The organism is Streptomyces sp. NPDC047017 (assembly GCF_040644175.1).
Lineage (GTDB): Bacteria > Actinomycetota > Actinomycetes > Streptomycetales > Streptomycetaceae > Streptomyces.
In genome coordinates this window covers 36,793-55,170 of the sequence record NZ_JBEYVW010000007.1, presented here as the reverse complement: position 1 = coordinate 55,170, position 18,378 = coordinate 36,793, and the positions used below count along the sequence as shown (strand labels likewise).

At 70.3% G+C, this 18,378-nt stretch carries 17 protein-coding genes and 2 pseudogenes; 9 read left to right on the top strand and 10 right to left on the bottom strand.

All coding sequences use genetic code 11. The annotated features are described in order from the left end of the window. Nucleotides 1–181 precede the first annotated feature (181 nt). On the top strand, nt 182–1,390 hold the full coding sequence (locus ABZ858_RS13805) for an oxygenase MpaB family protein (protein ID WP_361376327.1): 1,209 nt from the start codon (nt 182–184) through the stop codon (nt 1,388–1,390). 195 nt (nt 1,391–1,585) lie between these two features. On the opposite strand, the gene ABZ858_RS13800 is transcribed toward ABZ858_RS13805, so the two are convergent. Beyond that, complete coding sequence (locus tag ABZ858_RS13800) at nt 1,586–2,752, bottom strand: TetR/AcrR family transcriptional regulator (RefSeq protein ID WP_361376324.1); 1,167 nt, start codon at nt 2,750–2,752, stop codon at nt 1,586–1,588. A 216-nt stretch (nt 2,753–2,968) separates the two neighbouring features. Here ABZ858_RS13800 and ABZ858_RS13795 point away from each other — a divergent pair, with 216 nt between their 5' ends. Continuing rightward, nucleotides 2,969–4,525 (top strand): AMP-binding protein, encoded by a 1,557-nt coding sequence (locus ABZ858_RS13795; protein WP_361376321.1) that lies wholly within the window; start codon nt 2,969–2,971, stop codon nt 4,523–4,525. 23 nt (nt 4,526–4,548) lie between these two features. Here the strand turns inward: ABZ858_RS13795 and ABZ858_RS13790 are convergent. Beyond that, a pseudogene (locus ABZ858_RS13790) lies at nt 4,549–4,849 on the bottom strand (MFS transporter); the annotation flags it as partial. On the opposite strand from ABZ858_RS13790, the gene ABZ858_RS13785 reads away from it, so the two are divergent. Both ABZ858_RS13785 and ABZ858_RS13780 read left to right on the top strand, forming a co-directional pair. Beyond that, the gene (locus ABZ858_RS13785) at nt 4,743–4,967 is read left to right on the top strand and encodes a hypothetical protein (protein ID WP_361376319.1); all 225 of its coding nucleotides are present in this window, start codon (nt 4,743–4,745) and stop codon (nt 4,965–4,967) included. The pseudogene ABZ858_RS13790 and the gene ABZ858_RS13785 sit on opposite strands and share 107 nt — an antisense overlap. Before the next feature lie 50 nt (nt 4,968–5,017). Continuing rightward, on the top strand, nt 5,018–5,410 hold the full coding sequence (locus ABZ858_RS13780) for a tautomerase family protein (RefSeq protein ID WP_361376317.1): 393 nt from the start codon (nt 5,018–5,020) through the stop codon (nt 5,408–5,410). Nucleotides 5,411–5,656: 246 nt separating this feature from the next. On the opposite strand, the gene ABZ858_RS13775 is transcribed toward ABZ858_RS13780, so the two are convergent. Beyond that, nucleotides 5,657–5,860 carry a DUF397 domain-containing protein gene (locus ABZ858_RS13775; protein ID WP_361376314.1) on the bottom strand — a complete coding sequence of 68 codons (204 nt, stop codon included), beginning with the start codon at nt 5,858–5,860 and terminating at the stop codon, nt 5,657–5,659. Nucleotides 5,861–6,034: 174 nt separating this feature from the next. Here ABZ858_RS13775 and ABZ858_RS13770 point away from each other — a divergent pair, with 174 nt between their 5' ends. Then, nucleotides 6,035–6,841, top strand: coding sequence for an alpha/beta hydrolase (locus ABZ858_RS13770; protein WP_361376311.1), 807 nt, complete (start codon nt 6,035–6,037; stop codon nt 6,839–6,841). Between the two features lie 257 nt (nt 6,842–7,098). Here the strand turns inward: ABZ858_RS13770 and ABZ858_RS13765 are convergent, their stop codons facing one another. Next, a complete protein-coding gene (locus tag ABZ858_RS13765) occupies nt 7,099–8,301 on the bottom strand; it encodes a PP2C family protein-serine/threonine phosphatase (protein ID WP_361377168.1) in 1,203 nt (400 codons plus the stop codon). 1,270 nt (nt 8,302–9,571) lie between these two features. On the opposite strand from ABZ858_RS13765, the gene ABZ858_RS13760 reads away from it, so the two are divergent. After that, nucleotides 9,572–10,498, top strand: a complete 927-nt coding sequence (locus ABZ858_RS13760) for a DMT family transporter (RefSeq protein WP_361376308.1) — start codon at nt 9,572–9,574, stop codon at nt 10,496–10,498. 102 nt (nt 10,499–10,600) lie between these two features. On the opposite strand, the gene ABZ858_RS13755 is transcribed toward ABZ858_RS13760, so the two are convergent. Next, nucleotides 10,601–11,983: an STM4012 family radical SAM protein gene (locus ABZ858_RS13755; protein WP_361376305.1), complete on the bottom strand. Its 1,383-nt coding sequence runs from the start codon at nt 11,981–11,983 to the stop codon at nt 10,601–10,603. A 246-nt stretch (nt 11,984–12,229) separates the two neighbouring features. Here ABZ858_RS13755 and ABZ858_RS13750 point away from each other — a divergent pair, with 246 nt between their 5' ends. From ABZ858_RS13750 to ABZ858_RS13740, 3 genes and pseudogenes are all read left to right on the top strand, one after another. Then, nucleotides 12,230–13,342: a DUF1152 domain-containing protein gene (locus tag ABZ858_RS13750; RefSeq protein ID WP_361376302.1), complete on the top strand. Its 1,113-nt coding sequence runs from the start codon at nt 12,230–12,232 to the stop codon at nt 13,340–13,342. A 79-nt stretch (nt 13,343–13,421) separates the two neighbouring features. Next, nucleotides 13,422–13,625: pseudogene (locus ABZ858_RS13745) on the top strand (hypothetical protein); the annotation flags it as partial. 160 nt (nt 13,626–13,785) lie between these two features. Continuing rightward, a complete protein-coding gene (locus ABZ858_RS13740) occupies nt 13,786–14,001 on the top strand; it encodes a hypothetical protein (RefSeq protein ID WP_361376299.1) in 216 nt (71 codons plus the stop codon). Nucleotides 14,002–14,164: 163 nt separating this feature from the next. Here the strand turns inward: ABZ858_RS13740 and ABZ858_RS13735 are convergent, their stop codons facing one another. The 5 genes from ABZ858_RS13735 to ABZ858_RS13715 form a co-directional block, all read right to left on the bottom strand. After that, nucleotides 14,165–14,515, bottom strand: coding sequence for an STAS domain-containing protein (locus tag ABZ858_RS13735; protein WP_361376296.1), 351 nt, complete (start codon nt 14,513–14,515; stop codon nt 14,165–14,167). A gap of 427 nt (nt 14,516–14,942) precedes the next feature. Then, nucleotides 14,943–15,512 carry a universal stress protein gene (locus ABZ858_RS13730; protein ID WP_361376293.1) on the bottom strand — a complete coding sequence of 190 codons (570 nt, stop codon included), beginning with the start codon at nt 15,510–15,512 and terminating at the stop codon, nt 14,943–14,945. Between the two features lie 240 nt (nt 15,513–15,752). Next, nucleotides 15,753–16,307 (bottom strand): isochorismatase family cysteine hydrolase, encoded by a 555-nt coding sequence (locus tag ABZ858_RS13725; protein ID WP_361377165.1) that lies wholly within the window; start codon nt 16,305–16,307, stop codon nt 15,753–15,755. Continuing rightward, nucleotides 16,304–17,746 carry an MFS transporter gene (locus ABZ858_RS13720; protein WP_361376290.1) on the bottom strand — a complete coding sequence of 481 codons (1,443 nt, stop codon included), beginning with the start codon at nt 17,744–17,746 and terminating at the stop codon, nt 16,304–16,306. Before ABZ858_RS13720 ends, ABZ858_RS13725 begins: the two co-directional genes overlap by 4 nt. Then, entirely contained in the window at nt 17,743–18,201 is a 459-nt protein-coding gene (locus tag ABZ858_RS13715) for a MarR family transcriptional regulator (RefSeq protein ID WP_361376288.1), read from the bottom strand. The genes ABZ858_RS13720 and ABZ858_RS13715 overlap by 4 nt, the downstream gene beginning before the upstream one ends. Between the last annotated feature and the right edge of the window lie 177 nt (nt 18,202–18,378).

Genomic DNA, 18,378 nt, shown 5'->3' with positions numbered 1-18,378 from the left:
CCGGTGATGCCGGGGCGGCGGAGGCGGTGTTTTGGCGCGTGCACAGGTATTGCCGCCCACCGAACGCCTCGTTATGTTAATCAGAAATCACATCGCAGGACAACCGCGTGACCAGCTCAGAGTCGGCGCCTCGTGCGCCCCTTGAAGGAGCAGTCCGTTCGCGTGGAAGGCAGGCAAGTAAATGGAAGATCTCACCAGAAGGCGTGCCTTGTCGATCGGCGCCCTACTCGGTCTCGCGAGTGTGGCGAGCGCCCCGAGCGCCTGGTCGTGGTCCTCCGCGGGCTCGATCGCCGGAACCGACACGGTCACCGATCCGTTCCAGGTCTGGGACCCGGACGCGGACGACGTCGCGGCACGGCTGCTCGCCGACGGCTCGATCCCCGCGGTCAACAGGGCCTGGGACTCGTGGGTCCGCAACCAGGACGCCCTGCCGTCCGGCATGCCCGGCTACCTGACCGACTACCTGACGGAGGCCAACCAGCTCCCCTCCTGGGCCGACCCCGAGCTGCTCGCCGCGTCCGAGAAGCTCTACAAGCGCCTGAACAGCTACCTGTTCGTGTCGGAGAGTCTCGGCAGCGGCATTCTCAGCACCGTGATCCCGCGGGAGTCCAGGGCGGTCTACTGGTCGGCCGGCGGTGCCGACATGAAGGACCGCGCGGCCAAGACCTTCACCTTCGGGTACGACTTGCACAGCCCGACGGCCTGGCACCCCTCGGGATACTTCGTCGTGAGCGCCAACAAGACGCGCCTGGTGCACTCGGTGGTCCGCAACCTGCTGGTGACCTCGAAGCACTTCATGGAGACCGCGGACCAGCCGAAGCCGATCAGCAACGGCGACATCCTGATCACCTTCCACTCCGTGGCCACCGTCGCGTACAACAACATGAACAAATGGGGCATCAAGCGCTCGGCCAAGGAAGAGGCCGCCAACCTGCACGCCTGGCAGGTCGCTCTCCATCTGCTCGGTGTGCAGCGCCAGTTCATCCCCGTGAGCTGGGCCGAGGCGCAGAAGCAGGCCGACCGGATGCTGTGGCCGGTCGTCTCGCCGACGGCCGAGGGCATCAGCCTGGCCAAGACGCTGCTCGGGTACATCGAGGACGCGACGCTGGGGCTGACCACCGGTTTCGTCAACGAGATGGTCCGCTACCTGATCGGTGACACGTACGCCGACTGGCTGGGGCTGTCGCACGACTGGGTGTCGCGGGCTCTGATCAAGGTCGCCTGGCCGACCTACGTCGCCTTCCGTGAGGGCCTTTCGCCCATCGTCCCGGACGGCATCTACCTGTTCGACCAGTTCGTACGCGGCGTCGCGATGCTGTTCCTGAACAACGGGACCTCCCCGACGCAGACCCCGATCGTCCTTCCCGCCGCCAACCGGCCCGGGGCCTGAGCCGACGACGACTCCGCTCCGGTGGTCCTCGTGGCTGGCCGTCTGACGGAGAGCGGGGCACGGGGCACCGCCTGACCGGGGCCCGGGCGCTTTCGATGCCGTACGCCCCGTGGCGGTGGGGTGACTTCGACGCGGCTGCCCGGCTGCCCGGCCGCACCGGTAGCCGCCGCCACTGCCCCGCCGCCACTGCCGCGATCACCCCAGGCCGAGGGCGCCGATGATCAGGGCGGTGACGGAGCTGCGATGCTCAGGAGTGTCCAGCCAGTGCAGCCTGCGGCCGGCCTCCACCACGACACCGAACCCCGCGTGCACCAGGACGCGCGCCTGTCGCGGGTCCAACTCCGGTCGCACCGAGATAAGTTGCTGTTCCCACATCGCGATGTGGTCGCGCTGCGCGAGGATCAGGGGCTGCCGCAGACCGTCCGGCAGACCGATGACCTCGGCCTCGGCGACGCTGGTGAGCGCGGTGTGCTCGAAGCTGTAGGCCACGTAGGTGGACGCCAGCGCCACCAGGGCATCGCGCGGGTCGGCGGCACTGTCGACACTCCGGCCGACCGCCTGGGTGAGCAGTTCGGCGGCCTGCAGGCAGGCTGCCACCAGGATGTCCGTCTTGGCGGGGTAGTGCCGGTAGATCGCGGAAGGGACCAGCCCGACCGCCTCCGCGATCTGTCCGTTCGTGACCTTGGCGAACCCGTCCCGGGCGAACAACGGGACGGCGGCGGCAAGGATCTCCGCGCGCCGCGTCCGCGGCACCGGGCGGGCGGGAAGTTCCACGGAACGCGCTGCCCCCGGCGCCGTCACGGGGTCGGTCGCGGCCACGCCCAGGGCGGCGGTCAGGAGAACGCCCTCGGCGCGGCGCTGGGCGATCGAGACGTGATGCATGGCGATGGAGCCGATCGCTCCGAGCGCCGACACGGCACACAGCTCCGCCGACGGTGTCGCGTGCTCGCGGCGCACCGCCTCGGTCACCCTTCCCACCACACGGGCGAACTTCGCCCGCAGGAGCCGGCGGTCCCCGCGGTCCAGGTAGCGGGCCTCCCACCGGTACAGTCCGCCCGCGGCGCGATGGGCCACGGCGACGCGGGCGGCGGAGCGCAGCACTTCCGCCAGGCCCGCCTCGGCGGGCACCTCCTCCAGGGCCGCGACCAACCGGTCCACCATGGTGTTCGCGCAGTCCGCGAACAGCGCGTACTTGTTGGGGAAATGCCGGTACAGGGCCGCCGCGCTGATGCCTACCCCGGCGGCGATCTCCTCCATGGACGCCGCGTGGTACCCGCGCTCGCTGAACACGCGGCAGGCCGCCTCGGAGATGAGCTGTCTGCGATTGCGTGGCCGCGTCGCCGCGAGCGGATCGGCGCTCACCGAGGGGTGGAGGCGTACGGGGACAGGACCATGCGCGCAAGTCAATCACAGCACGCCCGGGGGCCATAGCAGCCGGGACAGCCGACCGGCCGGCGCACGATCACCGCTTTGCACCCGCGTGATTTTTGATTAACAAAACCCTTCTTGGGCGGCTGCCGCGCAGGCATAATGTCGCCCACCTTCCAGCCTCCTTCCCCTCCGAGTGCAAGGAGTGGCATGGCCACGGACACTGCTCCCGCCTGGTCCTTCCGTCACCACTGGATGGCGCACGCGGCCACCCACGCGATGATGCGGCCCGACAGGCCCGCCTTGCGGTACCTCGGGTCCACCACGACCTGGGCCCAGCTCTCCGGACGTTCGCTGCGACTGGCCGCCGCGCTCGCCGGCCGCGGTGTGCGGGAGGGGGACAGGGTGGCCCTGCTCACCCTGAACCACCCGTGGTTCGTGGAGAGCGTCTTCGCCGCGAACAGCCTGGGCGCCATGGCCGTCCCGCTCAACTTCCGGCTCGCGCCCCCGGAACTCGGCCACATCCTGTCCGACTGCACCCCGTCCGCGATCGTGGTCGACGCGCAACTGCTGCCCCGGCTCCGCGACGTCCCGGCGGTCGACTCCATCGGCACGGTGATCGTCATCGGTGAGCCGGGCGACACGACCGGGAGGTACGTCGCCTACGAGGACTTCCTGGCCGGGCACCAGCCGATGGAACTGCCGGACATCAGCGAGGAGTCCACCGCCCTGATCATGTACACGTCGGGAACCACCGGGCAGTCGAAGGGAGTGCTGCTCTCCCACCGCAACATGCAGGTACAGGCGCTCACCTGTATCCAGGCGATGGACATCTTCGACGACTCCGACGTCGGCTTCCTCACCGCGCCGTTCTTCCACATCGCGGGGCTGGGGTCGATCGTCGCGAACATCCTGGTCGGCAGCACAGTGGTGATCCACCCGCTCGGGGCCTTCGATCCCAGGACGGTCCTCGACGCCTATGAACGCGAAGGCGCCACCATCGCCTTCAATGTGCCGCAGCAGTGGGACATGATCTGCGCCCAGCCCGACATCGGCGAACGCGACCTGAGACTGCGTGTCATCAGCTGGGGGGCCGCGCCCGCGAGCGACGCGACCCTCCGCGCCATGAGGAAGAGCTTCCCGGAGGCGTTGAACGTCGCCGTCTTCGGCCAGACCGAGACGTCGCCCATCACCTGTGTCCTGCGCGGCGAGGACTCGCTGCGCAAGCTGGGATCGGTGGGCCGCCCGATCCCGACCATCCAGTACCGCGTCGTCGACACGGCCATGAACGACGTGCCGGCCGGTGAGGTCGGCGAGATCGTCTACCGCGGCCCCACGGTGACCAGGGGCTACTGGAACAAGCCCCGGGAGACCGCGGAAGCCTTCCACGGAGGGTGGTTCCACTCCGGCGACCTGGTGAAGCAGGACGAGGACGGCTTCGTCTGGGTCGTCGACCGCAAGAAGGACATGATCATCAGCGGGGGCGAGAACATCTACTGCGCCGAGTTGGAGAACGCCATCGCCGAGCACCCCTCGGTGCTGGAGATCGCGGTGGTCGGCCGCTCCGACGAGCGCTGGGGGCAGGTGCCGGTCGCGTTCGCCACGGTGGCGCCCGGGTCCACCCTGTCGCTGGCCCAGCTCACCGACTTCCTCGACGGACGGCTGGCCTCCTACAAGATGCCCAAGGATCTGGTGCTGGTCTCCGGACTCCCACGCAACGCCGGGGGAAAGGTCGTCAAGGGAAAGCTGCGCCGGGGGGAGGTGTAGGCGTAAGGGGCCGGCGAGCGGTTACCGAGGGGCGGCAGCGCGGTCAGGACGTCCACGGCGTAGCTCCCTCCGCCGGTAGGCGGCCGGGCGCGGCGAGACCCGCCATGATGAGCGCAAGCCCTGGAAGGAGTACGGCACGGGGGCCGAAGCGCGCGATCAGCCTGGGCGAGAGGCCGAGGGAGCGCGCGCCGGTCGCGACCGGGAAGACAGGGCTTGGATGCCCATCGCTCCTGAGGCGTTGCGCGAACGGAACACACGCAGCGCCAGGAGCGGCCGGGCCGCCCTCGCCTGGCGGGCGACGAACGCGATGAGTAGGGCGCAGGCCGGTGATGAAGACGCGCTTGCGCCCGACGAGATCGCCGAGCCGTCCGGGGAGCAGCAGCAGGCCGCCGAAGGGGACGGGATAGGGGGCTTCGGCTGTACCTACTGGTATGTACAGTAGGTGGCTGGGCAGCATCACAGACCGACAGACCGACCTTGGAGGCACGCGCCATGCCACTCGTCCGCATCGACGCCATGCACTGCGACACCGAGCGGCTGAGGGCCCTCGGACGGGCCGTCCACGAAGCACTCGGTGAGGCGATGGGTTTCCCTGACGAGGACCGCTTCCAGATCCTGACCAGCCATGACGGGCGGCAGGGCCTACTGCGCCACGGCACCTATCTCGGCGTACCCCGCGATGACGGCATCGTGTACGTGGCCATCACTTTGCGGGCCGGCCGTCCAGCTGACCAGAAGCAGGCGTTGTATCGGCGTATTTCCGAACTCGCCGAGGCATACGCGAACGTCGAACCACGCAACATGTTCGTCGTCCTGACGGAGAACTCGCATGCGGACTGGTCGCTGGGCCATGGTGATGCCCAGTACCTGGAGCGAAGCCAATGAGGCTTCCCACCTCACTCTGAGCAGGCCGGCCGCAGTGTGAGAACGGCCTGGACGAGACCCGCGACGCGGCTGGTCGAGCCCCGAAACTCGTCATCCCGCCCCTCCTGGTGATCGTCCTCCGGGACGGGGCGGCGCAGAAGCGGACGATAGCTGCCCATCCCGCACACCGGTGGCGACGATCTCACCGCTCCCCGGGCTCGACCGGCTCAGCTCGCGCGTAGGTGCGACGACACCGTTCCGCCTGCCTCATCGTGCTACTGAGCTTGTAGGTGTGGGTGTGACGAGGAAGTCGCGCCAAGCGGGGGAGGAGAGGGCGAGCGGTCGGCGGCTGCGGTCCTCGCTGCCCCGGACGAGTACGCCGTACCCGGGCACCAGGGCGGCTTCCACGCACGCATCCTCGAAGTCGTTGCTGTACGTGCTCTTGTGCCAGCCTTGGGGCGGGAGCGCCATGACTACCCTCCTGGGGAGTGCGGTGGATGCGAGAGCCAGAGGCACCCGGTCCGGCACCGCGAACACATCCGCGAGGCTCGCGCCGTTCGGCTGGGGCGGCCGGCCGCTGTAGGCGGCACGGGATGTCGGCAGTCTGTCGGTGTGATGTCGGTGGACCAGTACAAGGTTGTGAGCATGACTGAGCTTCTTGCATCATCTGACGACGGCCGCCCCATCACCGCTCTCGACGACGGCTCCGGAACGAACCTGCTGGTGGTCCACCCGGGCGGCGGAGATGCGACGGCCTGGGACGGCGTCACCCGCCACCTCACCGACGACTTCCGCGTCGTCAGGATCCGACGACGGATCTACGTTCCCGAAGCAGACATCGCCCTACCTCACTCGATGACCATCGAGGCAGCCGACATTGTCGCCGTCGCGGATCTCCTGGAGCCCCCTGTGCTTCTTGTGGGGCATTCCTCGGGCGCCGTCGCCGCGCTGGAAGCCGCATTGCTGTCCCCCTCGACATTCGCCGGACTGTTCCTCTACGAACCGCCGATGCCCACCAAGGAGTTGATCGCCGGAACAGCGGGAGCACGTGCCCGTGCCGCGTTCGACGGGGGCGACCCGGTCGAGGCGATGCGGATCCATATGCGGGACATCGTCCGGATGCCTGCGACCGTGGTCGATGCCATGTTCGTCGACCAGCACATGCGAGCAGCGTTGTCCGCGTACGCGGCGGCACAGATCGCAGACAACGAAGCGATCGACGCGCTCGGCGTCGGTATTGATCGCTTCGCGACGCTCGAAACACCGACGACCTTGATCGAGGGCGATCTCAGCCCCTCTCACCTGCGCGAACGTGTGGCCGACTTGGCGGCAGTCCTGCCGAATGCGCGCATCGTCACGCTCACCGGTCAGGGACACATCGCCCATCTCGCCGCTCCTGACATCCTGGCCGACACCATTCGGGACATGGCGGGACGGGTTCTCGATCTATGACTGGTTCCGTGACCGCACAGGTTCGCCGGGCTGGTCAGGCTGCGGGTGCCAGAGGGCGTCCTCCTCGGCGGATGCCCTCCGCGCCACGGATGCGGGCGCGTTCCTTTGAAGGGCTGACCGAGTGAAGGGCTGACCGAGTGCCCTCGTAGGCCTACGACAGCTGGGCAATCACCGGGACGCGGCGGCCTGTCCCGCCGTACTCGATTGGTGGTTCGAGAGGTCTTCTGGTGGTTCGAGAGGTCTGCGCGGGCGGGCAGTCAGTTGTCCGTGCCGGTGTCCGCTCCACGGCCCCCGGTGTGGGGGCCGTGCCAGTCCAGGCACATCACGGTGGCATCGTCCTGGAGGTGGCCGCCGCAAACATCGGTGACTGCGGCGGTCAGAGCGCGTACGACCTCGCGGGGGTGCTCCCCGGCGGTGTCACGCATCACGCCGGGCAGGTCGACGGTTTCCGCCTGGTGTTCCTGTATCCCGTCGGTGTAGAGGACAAGGCGGTCACCGAGGCGCAGATCGAGGTCCTGCACCCGGTAGGGGCCCTGCATGGGGATGCCGAACGGCAGATTGACGGTCAGGGGGACTTCCTCCACCTGGCCGTCGCGCAGCCGCAGCGGCCAGGGGTGGCCGGCGTTGACGAGCTGGGCGCCGCTGCCGTTCAGCGCGATGCGCAGCAGCTGGCCGGTGACGAAGGTGTGGCGGCCGTGGTCGAGCATGGCCTGGTGGGTCTGGCGGGCCTGTTCTGCGAGGTCGGCTACGGCGCGGCGGGCGCCGCGGGAGGCGTTGACGGCGAGGGTGGCCATCAGGGCGGCGTCGACGTCGTGGCCCATGGCGTCGGTGATGGACAGGTGCAGGGTGTCGTGGTCGAGGGTGTAGTCGTAGCTGTCACCGGCGATGTTTTCGGCGGGGACGAGAGCGCAGGCGAGGGCGAACTCGGGCGCCTCGCAGGAGGGGGCGGAGGGCAGGAGCTGACGCTGGATCTCGGCGGCCAGGCTCACCGGAGCGGTGCGCTGGCCCCACTGGTAGAGGTCAGTGAAGCGACGGTCGGTGACCAGGAGGTACGCCAGAGCGTGCGCGGCCTCCTCCACCTGCTCCAGCACCTCCTGGCCGGCGTCGGAGAGGAACAGCTCCAGGACGCCGATGGTGTCACCGCGGTTGGTGACCGGAGCGATCACCCGCTGTTCCTGCCCGCCGCCCGCCGCGCACACCAGCTTCTGCGAGCCCAAAACCTGCTCGTATACGCTGCCGGCCAGGTCGACCTGATCGGCCTGGCGCCCCTGCTGCGTGACCGTTTCTTCGGTGACCCGCACCATCTTCCGGCCGGCGATGTCGACGAACAGGAACGACACGTACCGCGCCGCGAACCGGTCGCGCAGATTACGCGCCACCACATCCAGCGACGCGACCGGCGAGGCAACCTCCGCCGCGGCCAGCACCTCCGCCAGCCTGATCCGCTCACGTCCCACCATGTCCTCCCTGGGTTCCACTCGCTCCTTCTCAAGGGTCCGCCTGTGTCACGGACGGAGCCAGTCAAACGGCGATGGCGTGCGCTCAAGGTCCGATGACACAGGACGCACGGCTCCGGGCAGGGACGTGTCCGAAGTGCCACGAAATTCGAACAGGAGATCGGATCTAGTGCCGGTGTGGACGCGATCGGCTTCCCCGATGGCCTGATACAGACGCAAGCCACCTGGAGCACGCCCGGCCCTGACCGTGCTGTCCCGTGCGCGGCGGGCGGGCAATCGCGTCGGGGGGGAGCCCACGGCGTCCTCCGGCGGTCGAGCCGCTTGGTCCGTAAGGGCCCGTCCGGTCCCGGAGCCGATGGTGCTCTTGCGGGCCTCCACGGGCGCCGACGATCCCATGTAGATGACACGAGGGGCGCCCGGACGAAGGCCCCGGCAGGACTTTCGGCGTGCCCGGGTCACCGAGGACGCGTTCGACGACCGAGCTGCACGTGGGCATGAGGATCACGACGTCGCTCTTCGCCGCCCCGGCACCGCGGTCCGGTCTCAGGACTGCGGTCACGCCCGCTCCTCAGCACAGGAACGTACCGCTCCACGCGCGGCTGTATCACACGGCGGCACGGAAGCTTTTGAGCCGGCGACCTGACGATCGGCAACCTGGAAGTGCCGCTCACGGCATCCGGTGAACGCACCGAAAAGCTGGTCGCCGCGTACGGATACTGGCCGGCCTCGGGCGGCTGAGGCCCGGGTCGTCGCCGAGTACGACATGCGTCGCGAGGCAGACCGGGTGTGTGCGTCGATCGGAGTGACCGGACGGTAGTTCAGTGGGCTGTCCATCCCTCAAGGCCCGTGCCGTCGCCGTCGCATACGACAGGGGCCTGGAGTATCGGTGAACAGGCACGGCCCGCCCGGCCTCGCCCAGCGCGTGCGGTTACCGCGGGGCACGCGCGAGTCGGCTCGCCTCACCAAGTGGACGGCGAGCAAGTGGACGGCGAGACGGGGCCGGTACTTGCCCTGTTCCCTGCGTGAGGGGGAGGAGCCGGCGCTTGTGGCGCCGCAGGGCAGCGGTGAGCCCGAGTGAAACCAGCTACCGGACAGCCACGGCCGGTCCGTGAGCTTCTCCAAGTGCCGGGCGGTGACTTGGTGGTTTCTCCCAATGGGGGCGATCGCTCGAAGCTGGCTAGCGTCGGGCCCGGGAATCGCCGGATGTGCCGCCGAGGTGCGCCCCGTGCCACGGGATCCCGTCCGGCTCTGCGGAATGAGAATGAGAGTGAGCGTGACAAGCACAGTAGGCAAGCCCCAGAACGCCTTACGCGGGGGCGGAGTTGCCCCGGTCCTGACCGCTGCCTTCCTCTGGGGCACGGTCGGACCCGCGCAGATCCTGGCCGAGAGCAGCGCGTCACCCGTGGCGATCGGCGGATGCCGGATGCTGCTCGGCGGTCTCGTCCTGGGGCTGTTCACCGCGCGGCGGGCCGGGATGCTCTCCCTGTGGCAGCGGCCCGCCCGGTGGTGGACGCTGGTGAGCATCCTGGTCACCGCGGCCTTCCAGGCGTGCTTCCTGGAGGCGGTGGACCGCAATGGCGCTGCCCTGGCGACCGCGGTCACCTTCGGTACCGTCCCGGTCGTGTCGGGGGTGTGCGGACGCGTCCTGGGCGGTGAGCGGCTCAGCGGGGTGTGGGCCTGCGGGACCGTGTGCGCGGTCGGTGGCATCGCTCTCCTCCTCGTCCCGGCCGACGGCCGGCCGATCGACAGCGCGGGCGTGCTGCTCGGGATGGTGGCCGGAGCCAGTTTCGGCGTGTACATAGCGGCGACCGGGCAACTGGCACAGCGTGGCGCGGACACCACCGCCGCGGCCCCGACGAGTGTGTTCGGCGCGGGACTCCTCGTACTGCCATGGGTCCTCGGCCATCCCGGCGGGCTCGCCGAACCGCGGACGCTGGTCCTGGTCGGCTGGCTGGCCCTGGGCACGACGGCCCTGGGATATCTCCTGTTTACCTGGGGGGTGACACGGATCAGCGGGGCGACGGTCGGCACGCTCAGCCTGGCGGAACCCCTGGTCGCCACCGTGCTCGGAGTCCTGCTGCTGGGGGAGCGGCTGGGCGCACCGGCCGTGTCCGGGGCGGTGCTCCTCCTCGGCGGGCTCGTCCTGGTCTCCGTGCCGGCCCGGCGCGCCGGGCGCCCGATGGAGTCCTCCTCACCGTGACCGCCGAACCGTCAGACCGCCGGGGCGACCCAAGGGGGAGGAGGAGGGCCGTGCGCCGCGTACGCCCGGACAGGGGCGTACGCGGCTGCCGGGCGGCGTCGCTCAGCGTTCCTGATAGGACGTCATGGCCTGGTTCACCCGGGCGGAGAAGAACAGCGGGCCGATGGCATCGGCCCAGGCCATCCCTTCCGGGGTCAGTCGCAGCAGCCCGCCGTCCTGTTCCAGCCAGCCGCGCTCGACCACCAGGGCGAACTGGGCGGGGAAGTCGTCCTGCGGAAGGCTGCCGAAGAGATTCCGGTAGCGGTCCACGCGCAGGCCGTCCGCCTCAAGGAGCATGCTCAGCACGAACATGCGACGCCGCTCGTCGTCGTCCATCCGGAAGGACCACTGCGCGCGCCGGAATTCCTCGGTCGGCGTGGCGATGTAGTCGTCGATGATGCGCCTGACCTCCGGCACGGCGACGGCGTAGTCGGTCGTGTAGTGGAGATCCGTCGTGAACGACCGGGCGCCGACGCCCAGGCCGACCATCCCGGCCTGCTGGTTGTACTCGCTGATGTTGCTGTCGTCCGCGCTGTCGACCGCGGCGCTGCCGACGCGGCTGAAGACCCGCATGGACGTCTGCCGGTAGCCGGCGGCGAGCAGATGGTCCCGCCCGAAGCGGTACAGCCGCAGCCGCTGCTCGTCCCAGCTCTCGTCGGCCGTGTCGTGCCGGGCCATGAGCCCGGTCAGCGGCCGCACGTACAGCGGGTAGAGGTAGATCTCCTCGGGCTCCCAGCTCAGTGCCGCGTCCAGCGACACCTGGAAGGACTGCTCCGTCTGGCCGTCGATGCCGTAGATCAGGTCGATGTTGAGGATCGGGAAGGCCGCCTCCTTCAGCCGGGAGAGCGCGGCGTCCACCTCCGAGCGCTTCTGCGGCCGGATGGCGGCCCGCGCCTCCTCGTCGACGAAGCTCTGCACACCGATGCTGAGCCGGGTGGCGCCGCGTTCCGCGAGGACCGCGATGCGGTCGGCGGTCGCGGTGGCGGGCGAGGTCTCGACCGACCACGGAACGCCCTTGAGGTCCGCGCCCATCACGTTCTCGCAGATGTCGCAGAGCCGGACCAGTTCGTCGGCCGTGAGATAGGTCGGGGTGCCGCCGCCGAACGCCGCGAGGGTGAAGCGCGGCGTGCCGTTGGCCTCCAGCGCCTCCCGTGTCACGGCCGCCTGCCGCTCCAGCGTGCTCAGGAAGTCACGGGTGACCTCCTCCGGCGCCCCCGTGCGGGTGAAGAGGTTGCAGAAGCCGCAGCGCATCTCGCAGAACGGGACGTGCACGTAGAGGGAGAGCGAGTCGAGCCTCTCACCGGCCCACACGTCGGTGAGGAGCGGCCGGTCCGCACCCAGCCGGTACGCCTTCTGGTGCGGGTAGGCGTACACGTACTGCTTGTACGGCGTTGTCGGCTCGTCGGGGACGGTGCGGGATATGTGAAGCGGTAACGAGGTTCCCACTGCAGTGATGCTTCCTTCCGGGGTCGATCACATCAGTTGGTCGCGCCACGTGACAGCTTCTTCGACGGAGGGTTACCGGCGACATGAGCCGAACCACCAAAGTAATTGGCTTTCTCTTTACCCAAGTTGGCATCTTCCGTGGCTTGTCCGCACGCCCGCGCGCATGACATGGGCCGGGCCCCGGGGGACGGAAGGACACCCGGAACACCTGGATTCGGCGCGCCCCATGCGATACCCATGTCGTCCATGAAGCGACTTCTCATAGCTGCCGGCGGCGGCGGTGACGCCATCACGACGGCCATGGTGCACGCCGCTCTCCACGGCGCCGACGAGCCCGCGCTCATCCTGACCTACGCCTGGGAACGGCTGGTCGTCGATCCGGTACCGGGCCCGCGGCGACCGTCCGACTTCACGGGCACCGTCCCGGCGGGCCCCACGCTGCGGCTGGTGACACCGGACTCCGCCGCCAGGCCGCCGGCCGGCTCACTGCTGCCTCGACTCGCAGCCGATCTGCGACCGGAACTGGGGATACTCGACCCGTACGAAGGGGCGTTGGGACTCGCACGGCAGATCACCGAGGCCGCCGCGTACTGCGGCGCGGATCACGTCGATGTCGTCGACGTCGGGGGCGACGTCCTGGCAGACGGCACCGAACCCACCCTGCGCAGTCCACTCGGGGACGCCCTCGTACTCGCCGCCTGCGCCCACACCGCGATCCCCACCTCGGTGCACGTCGCCGGCCCGGGCCTCGACTCGGAGGTGCCCGAGGCCGCCCTGCTGCCCGAACTCGGCGCCCCGCTCCGTACCCTGACCGCCGACGACACCCTGGCCGTACAGCACGTCTTCGACTGGCACCCGTCGGAGGCGAGCGCCCTGCTGGTCGCCGCGGCCCGGGGCATACGCGGCGTCTGCGGGACACGGGACGCCCCCCAGCCCGTCACGCTCACCGCGGCCAGCCCCAACGTCTACCGGCTCACCCTGGAACGAGCCCTCGCCGTCAATCCCTTGGCGCGGGCCCTGGCCGACAGCACCGACCTCGCCGAGGCGGAGCGGGCGAGCCGGCAGGTGTGCGGCTTCTCCGAGATCGCCCGGGAACGCACCCGCGCGGCCGGCCTGGCCCAGAACGCCGCCCCACCGGCCGCTCCCCGGACCTCTCCCGCCGAACTCCCGCCCCTCCCCGAGCGATTCGCACACTGGGAGCACCGGACCGCGCGCAGCGGAATCGCCTACGTCACCACGCGCCGCATCAACGAGGAGCTGAACCTCGATCAGGCAGAACTGATGGAACTCCGTCAGCACCTCCTCACGGCGTCCCCGACCCGCCACACCCCACCACTCTGGCGACTGGCCACGGCCTGACCGGTGACCCCATCCCACGGGGCGCTGGAGGCGACGGCTCGTACGGCGGACCGCACACGTCTCACAGCCGCTCCGAGGCGGTCAGCCGGGGTTCACGGCCGCCGACCGCGCCGACACCGCGGTGGAGATCGCCCCCGCGGACCCCACCGAGAACCGTGACGTCAAGACGGCGGACCTCGGCGAGGCCGCGAGCGTCCGCCTGACCACGGTCGCCGGTGACGTCACGGTCGGCCGTGTCACCGGTCCCGCCGAGATCCGCACCGGCAAGGGCGACATCAGCATCACCGCCCGCAGCCTCTGACCACCACCACCATCAGCGGCCGACCGGCTCGGCTGTCGGCCATCCGCCTTCTCGCCTTCCCGCAGCAAGACCGCCAGGCCCGGAAGCGAGCCCCTCGGCCTGGGCGACCTGCATCCATACGTACCAGCGAAGGAGCACCAACATGTCCACTGGCGTACGCGCCTACCGCAGCGACTACGCGCCCGTCGGCCAGTTCGGCCAGTTCGGCTGGGGCGGCGGAACCGGCACCACGGCCTGCGCCGGCCCGCGCAACCAGCTCACAGGAATCCTGCTCACTCAGGTGGGAATGTCGATCCCGGACCCGGCACGGCTCATCCACGACTTCTGGACCACCGTCCACCAGGCGATCGACGACTGATACCGGGCCTTTTCTCTTTTCGATGGTGTGGTGTCCGTCACCCGGGTGACTTGCTGGGGGCGGGGTTCGGAAGGCAGCCCTGCGGGCCCTTCGCCGCTCTCGCGGCGAAGGGCCTTGTGCTGGACTGCCACCGCATGGCGGGTGCCATCGAGGGTGACGGCGGCTACGGTTGGCGGGGTGCCGGAGTGTCGGAGCCAACCGTTTCGAGGCCAACTGTGAGGAGTTCGTGGGTTCCGGTGAGCCGGAGCAGGTGAGCGGGCTGGGTCTGCAACCCGGTCACGGCGAGACGGCCGCCTTCGGCCTGCAGACGGTGGTGGAGCAGGATCAGCAGGTTCAGTCCACTGGAGTCCATGAAGGGCACTCCGGACAGGTCCAGGTGGAGCGCTGTGCCGCACGTGATGCCGAGGGACGCGGCCCGGGCCAGTTCGGGACAGGTCTGCAGGTCCACCTCTCCGTATACCGAGATCGTGGTGCGGTCGGTGTGCTGCTCCGTGACGACAGTCAGGTTCTGCATGGTTCGCCCCTCGATTTCCGGGGGTCGAGCCCATCATGCCCCCGGCGTAACGAAGGGGGCATCAAGCACACGGCATGGGGCCGCGTACAGCCGAGCGAGACAACCCGTACCGCGTCCCGGTCACCCGGGGTGACCTGCGGGGGCGGCGCGGGGCCTCTCACCAGACCAGGCTGGTTGTACCTGGAGCGTGGCACAGACGACGCGCCGTCCGCCAGTCCCGCCCCGGGCGGCCGGGACGAGTGGGGGGCATGTGTCGCTGGTGTGGATACGCACCGCCTGGACGCCGGACGCCGTAGAACATCGTCGTCATCGCGATCTTCGTCGGGTCGCCGGGTCCGTCGCCTCGGTCGCCGGTCTCACCGCGCGGGACGGGCAGCCGGACCTGCCGGTGTCACGACTTCCTGAGCCCGTCAGGCGTCAGGCGGCGTCAGGCGGCGTCAGGCGGCACGGTCGCGGACTCCCGTTCCAGCTGGCCGGTGTCCAGGCGCAACCGCAGGGCGTTGCGGCGGTGCACCGTCGCCAGCGTCGCCTGCAGCGGGGAGGGCGGCACCGCGAGGACGGGGCAGCCGGCGTGTGCGAGGCAGTAGCGGCTGACCGACGGCCACAGGGCCCGGTGCAGCCGGCCCCGGGCACCGGCGCCGACGAGGAGGATGTCGTCGTCCCGGTCAGCGATCCGCACGAGGGCAGGCCCGGGGGTGCCCCGGACGACGAGCGCGTGACCGGCCGGTCCGGTGTCGGTACCGCCGAACACGTCACGCAGCGCTTGTGCCAGCCGTTCCCGCGCCAGCCGCTCCCATTCGGGCACCATGGAGGCCGAGGCCGGGAACCTGCGGGCGGCGAGATCCCCCTCCGGCGCCTGCCACGTGAGCACCGGCCAGAGCGCGGCTCCCCGCTGCCGCGCCTCGTCGGCGGCCCGGCCCAGGGCGGTGAGACTCCCCGGCGAGCCGCTCACCCCGACCACGACACGAGCGGTTGAGGACGTGCGGGACACGGACATCGCTTCCACCTTCTGCGTACGCCGGCCGAAGTGCCCCGGCCGACGACCCTTCTCGGAACCCGCTCCCATCTCACCTCCGCTCCGAGGCTTCGAACAGCCCGCACGGCAGTTCTTGGCGCCCTCCTGACGCCCTGTTCCCACCCTCCGACCAGAGCCGTCAGCATCCCGTCAAGGACGCCCGGGTCCTCGTCAACGTCCCGTCAGGACCGGTCCGGCCGGCCCCCACCACCGAGCTGTGAGTCAGCCGAGGCCGGCGATCCAGGCGTCGACCGTGGTGACCTCGCCCTGGTGCGGGAAGACCTTCTCGGTCAGCACCCGGTGCACCTCGGCGTCGCGGTCGGCGCAGCCGTCGGCCAGGACCGTGAGGCGGTAGTCGAGGTCGGCGGCCTGGCGGAGCGTGGACAGCACGACGCCGCTGGTGGCGAGCCCGGTCAGGACCAGATGGTCGACGCCCGTGCCGCGCAGGACGAGATCGAGGTCGCTGCCGGTGAAGGCGCTGACCCGCTTCTTGGTGACGACGGCCTCGCCGGGACGGGCCGCGAGGTCGGGGTGGATCTCCGCCCCGGGATCGGCGTCGGTGAAGGCCCCCTCGGGCAGGGCGCCGAACAGCGGGCTGGACTGGGCCTCGGGGCGGCCCGGCCGGAAGCCGACGACGACGTACACCACCGGCACGCCCGCGCTCCGGGCCGAAGCGACGGCACGGGCGAGGCGGGGGACGAAGTCGGCGCCGAGGCCGGGGACGCGGTCGACGATGGCCTTCTGGAGATCCATCACGAGCAGGGCGGAGCGAGTCATGGGCGTTCCTTGTCGGTTTCGGAGTTTTCGCTGATGCGTCGCAGCGAGCGGTCGGTGACGGTCACCGCCAGGAACAGGACGCTGGCGGCGAGCATGAACCAGGCCAGGTGGTGCAGGCCGCCCGTGTCGGCGCGCTGTCCGAAGAAGGCGCCGTCGGCGGCCGAGGCGGTGATGGCACCGAGGTAGCCGAAGGTCCGCAGCAGTCCGGCGGAGGAGCCGATGCGGTCGGCGTCGGCCTGGTGGTAGACGGCGTTCTGGAGCGCAAGGCCGTTCAGGCCCTGCGGGACACCGAGGACGATCACGACGGCCAGCAGCATCCACACCGGGCTGTCGGCGTGCAGGAGGAGCAGCAGGGCGCACGCTGCGATCTGGCCGACCGCGCCCACCAGGAGCTTGCCGCGCACGGCCTGGCGCCGTCCGGTGAGGGTGGAGACGACGATCCCCACGGCGAACAGAGGCAGTTGGACCAGTCCGGCTTGCGAGGCGGACAGTCCACGGCCCTGCTCGGTCCACTGGGTGTAGCCGTAGAGGAAGGCGTAGGTGACGACGTAGCAGAGCAGGGCCCGGCCGTAGGTGGCGAGGAGCGGCAGGTTCCCGCCGAGCACGCGTACGTCGATGAAGGGCTGTTCGGCGCGCAGTTCGCGCCAGGTGAAGCCGGCGCCCGCCGCGAGGGTGAGCACCGGCAGGTACCAGGCGCCGCTGCCGATGTCCATCAGGAACAGCAGCAGGCACACCAGCGCCACCGCGAACAGGCCCATCCCCGGCAGGTCCAGGTCCCGTACCGGATGGCGGCCGTCCGCGCGGCCCGGCCCGGGGGTCGCGGGGATGCGGCGCGCCCCGAGGTACAGGCCGACGAGCGCCAGGGGGATGTTGACGGCGAGGGTGGCGCGCCAGCCGCCGACGCCGACCAGCAGGCCACCGAGGCTCGGGCCGACGACGGCGATGGTCTGGGTGGTGACGGCGAGCGCGGTCAGCACGCCGGCCGGGCTCTCCTGCCCGGTGCGCCGGGCCTCGCTGCGGATGAGGTACATGGCGGCCGGATAACCGGAGCAGGTCCCGAAGCCGAGCAGCACCCGCGCCGCGATGAGCACACCGAGGCTGGGGGCGAGCATGCCGACGACTCCGGCGATGCCGGTCAGCGCCGTCCCGGTCAGGAACAGGCGCCGGGGCCCGAACAGGTCGATCAGCCGGCCCATGACCGGCTGGCCTATCGCGGTGGCCAGGTACAGGGCGGAGATGAGCCACGCCGTCTGGGCCGGCGGGGCGCCGAAGGCGGCGCCGATCGGGACCAGGGAGACGGAGATGATCGAGGAGTTGACCGGGTTGAGAGCCGCTCCCGTCATCATCGGGGCCAGCAGTCGCCGGTCGAAGCTGTCCGCGGAGTCCTTGCCCCGCTCGGGTCGCCACCGTCGCAGGACGCGCGCCAGGCTCGTACTCACGACCGGACGATCCGGTCCAGCACGGCCGCCGCCGCCAGCAGGGTACGGCGCTCCTCCTCCGTGCACTGGTCCTCCACGGCGCGGGCGAGCCAGCCCTCGCCGGCACGCCGGCGGTCCTCCAGGAAGGTGTGTCCGCCGTCGGTGACGTACACCAGCTGGCGGCGGCCGTCGTCGGGGTCCGGACGGCGGGCGACCAGACCGCGCTCGACGAGGACACCGACGATGCTGGCCACCGACTGGTGGCGGACGCCCTCGGCGACGGCCAGGTCGCCGACGGACGCCTCGCCGTCCTTGTCGAGCCGGCTGAGGACGGACGTCTGGGAGGGGGTGAGGTCGCCGCGGTCGTACGTCTCCCGCAGGCGCCGCCGCAGCCGGCTGTACACCACGCGCACCTCATGGGCCGCGCGCGCGGCCGTCTCGGACACGCCCTCTGTAGCCTGCTCGATCTCATGCATATAGGCAGACTAATCTGCGCAGCCTGGACTGCGCAATGTGCCCTGCTGATGTCGAGCGGGCGGCGCCCATAGGGTTGAAGGGTCCGAGCCGGTCCGGGCAGCGGCGTCAGACCTGTCATTCCGCGCTTGGAGGTCCATATGCGCATGCAGCCGCGGTCGATGCTCGTCGTCGTGACA

Coding starts and splice junctions, on each gene's coding strand:
- ABZ858_RS13805 (WP_361376327.1), top strand. CDS start 182: ATGGAAGATCTCACCAGAAGGCGTGCCTTGTCGATCGGCGCCCTACTC.
- ABZ858_RS13795 (WP_361376321.1), top strand. CDS start 2,969: ATGGCCACGGACACTGCTCCCGCCTGGTCCTTCCGTCACCACTGGATG.
- ABZ858_RS13785 (WP_361376319.1), top strand. CDS start 4,743: ATGCCCATCGCTCCTGAGGCGTTGCGCGAACGGAACACACGCAGCGCC.
- ABZ858_RS13780 (WP_361376317.1), top strand. CDS start 5,018: ATGCCACTCGTCCGCATCGACGCCATGCACTGCGACACCGAGCGGCTG.
- ABZ858_RS13775 (WP_361376314.1), bottom strand. CDS start 5,860: ATGGCGCTCCCGCCCCAAGGCTGGCACAAGAGCACGTACAGCAACGAC.
- ABZ858_RS13770 (WP_361376311.1), top strand. CDS start 6,035: ATGACTGAGCTTCTTGCATCATCTGACGACGGCCGCCCCATCACCGCT.
- ABZ858_RS13765 (WP_361377168.1), bottom strand. CDS start 8,301: ATGGTGGGACGTGAGCGGATCAGGCTGGCGGAGGTGCTGGCCGCGGCG.
- ABZ858_RS13750 (WP_361376302.1), top strand. CDS start 12,230: ATGAAGCGACTTCTCATAGCTGCCGGCGGCGGCGGTGACGCCATCACG.
- ABZ858_RS13740 (WP_361376299.1), top strand. CDS start 13,786: ATGTCCACTGGCGTACGCGCCTACCGCAGCGACTACGCGCCCGTCGGC.
- ABZ858_RS13735 (WP_361376296.1), bottom strand. CDS start 14,515: ATGCAGAACCTGACTGTCGTCACGGAGCAGCACACCGACCGCACCACG.
- ABZ858_RS13730 (WP_361376293.1), bottom strand. CDS start 15,512: ATGTCCGTGTCCCGCACGTCCTCAACCGCTCGTGTCGTGGTCGGGGTG.
- ABZ858_RS13725 (WP_361377165.1), bottom strand. CDS start 16,307: ATGACTCGCTCCGCCCTGCTCGTGATGGATCTCCAGAAGGCCATCGTC.
- ABZ858_RS13715 (WP_361376288.1), bottom strand. CDS start 18,201: ATGCATGAGATCGAGCAGGCTACAGAGGGCGTGTCCGAGACGGCCGCG.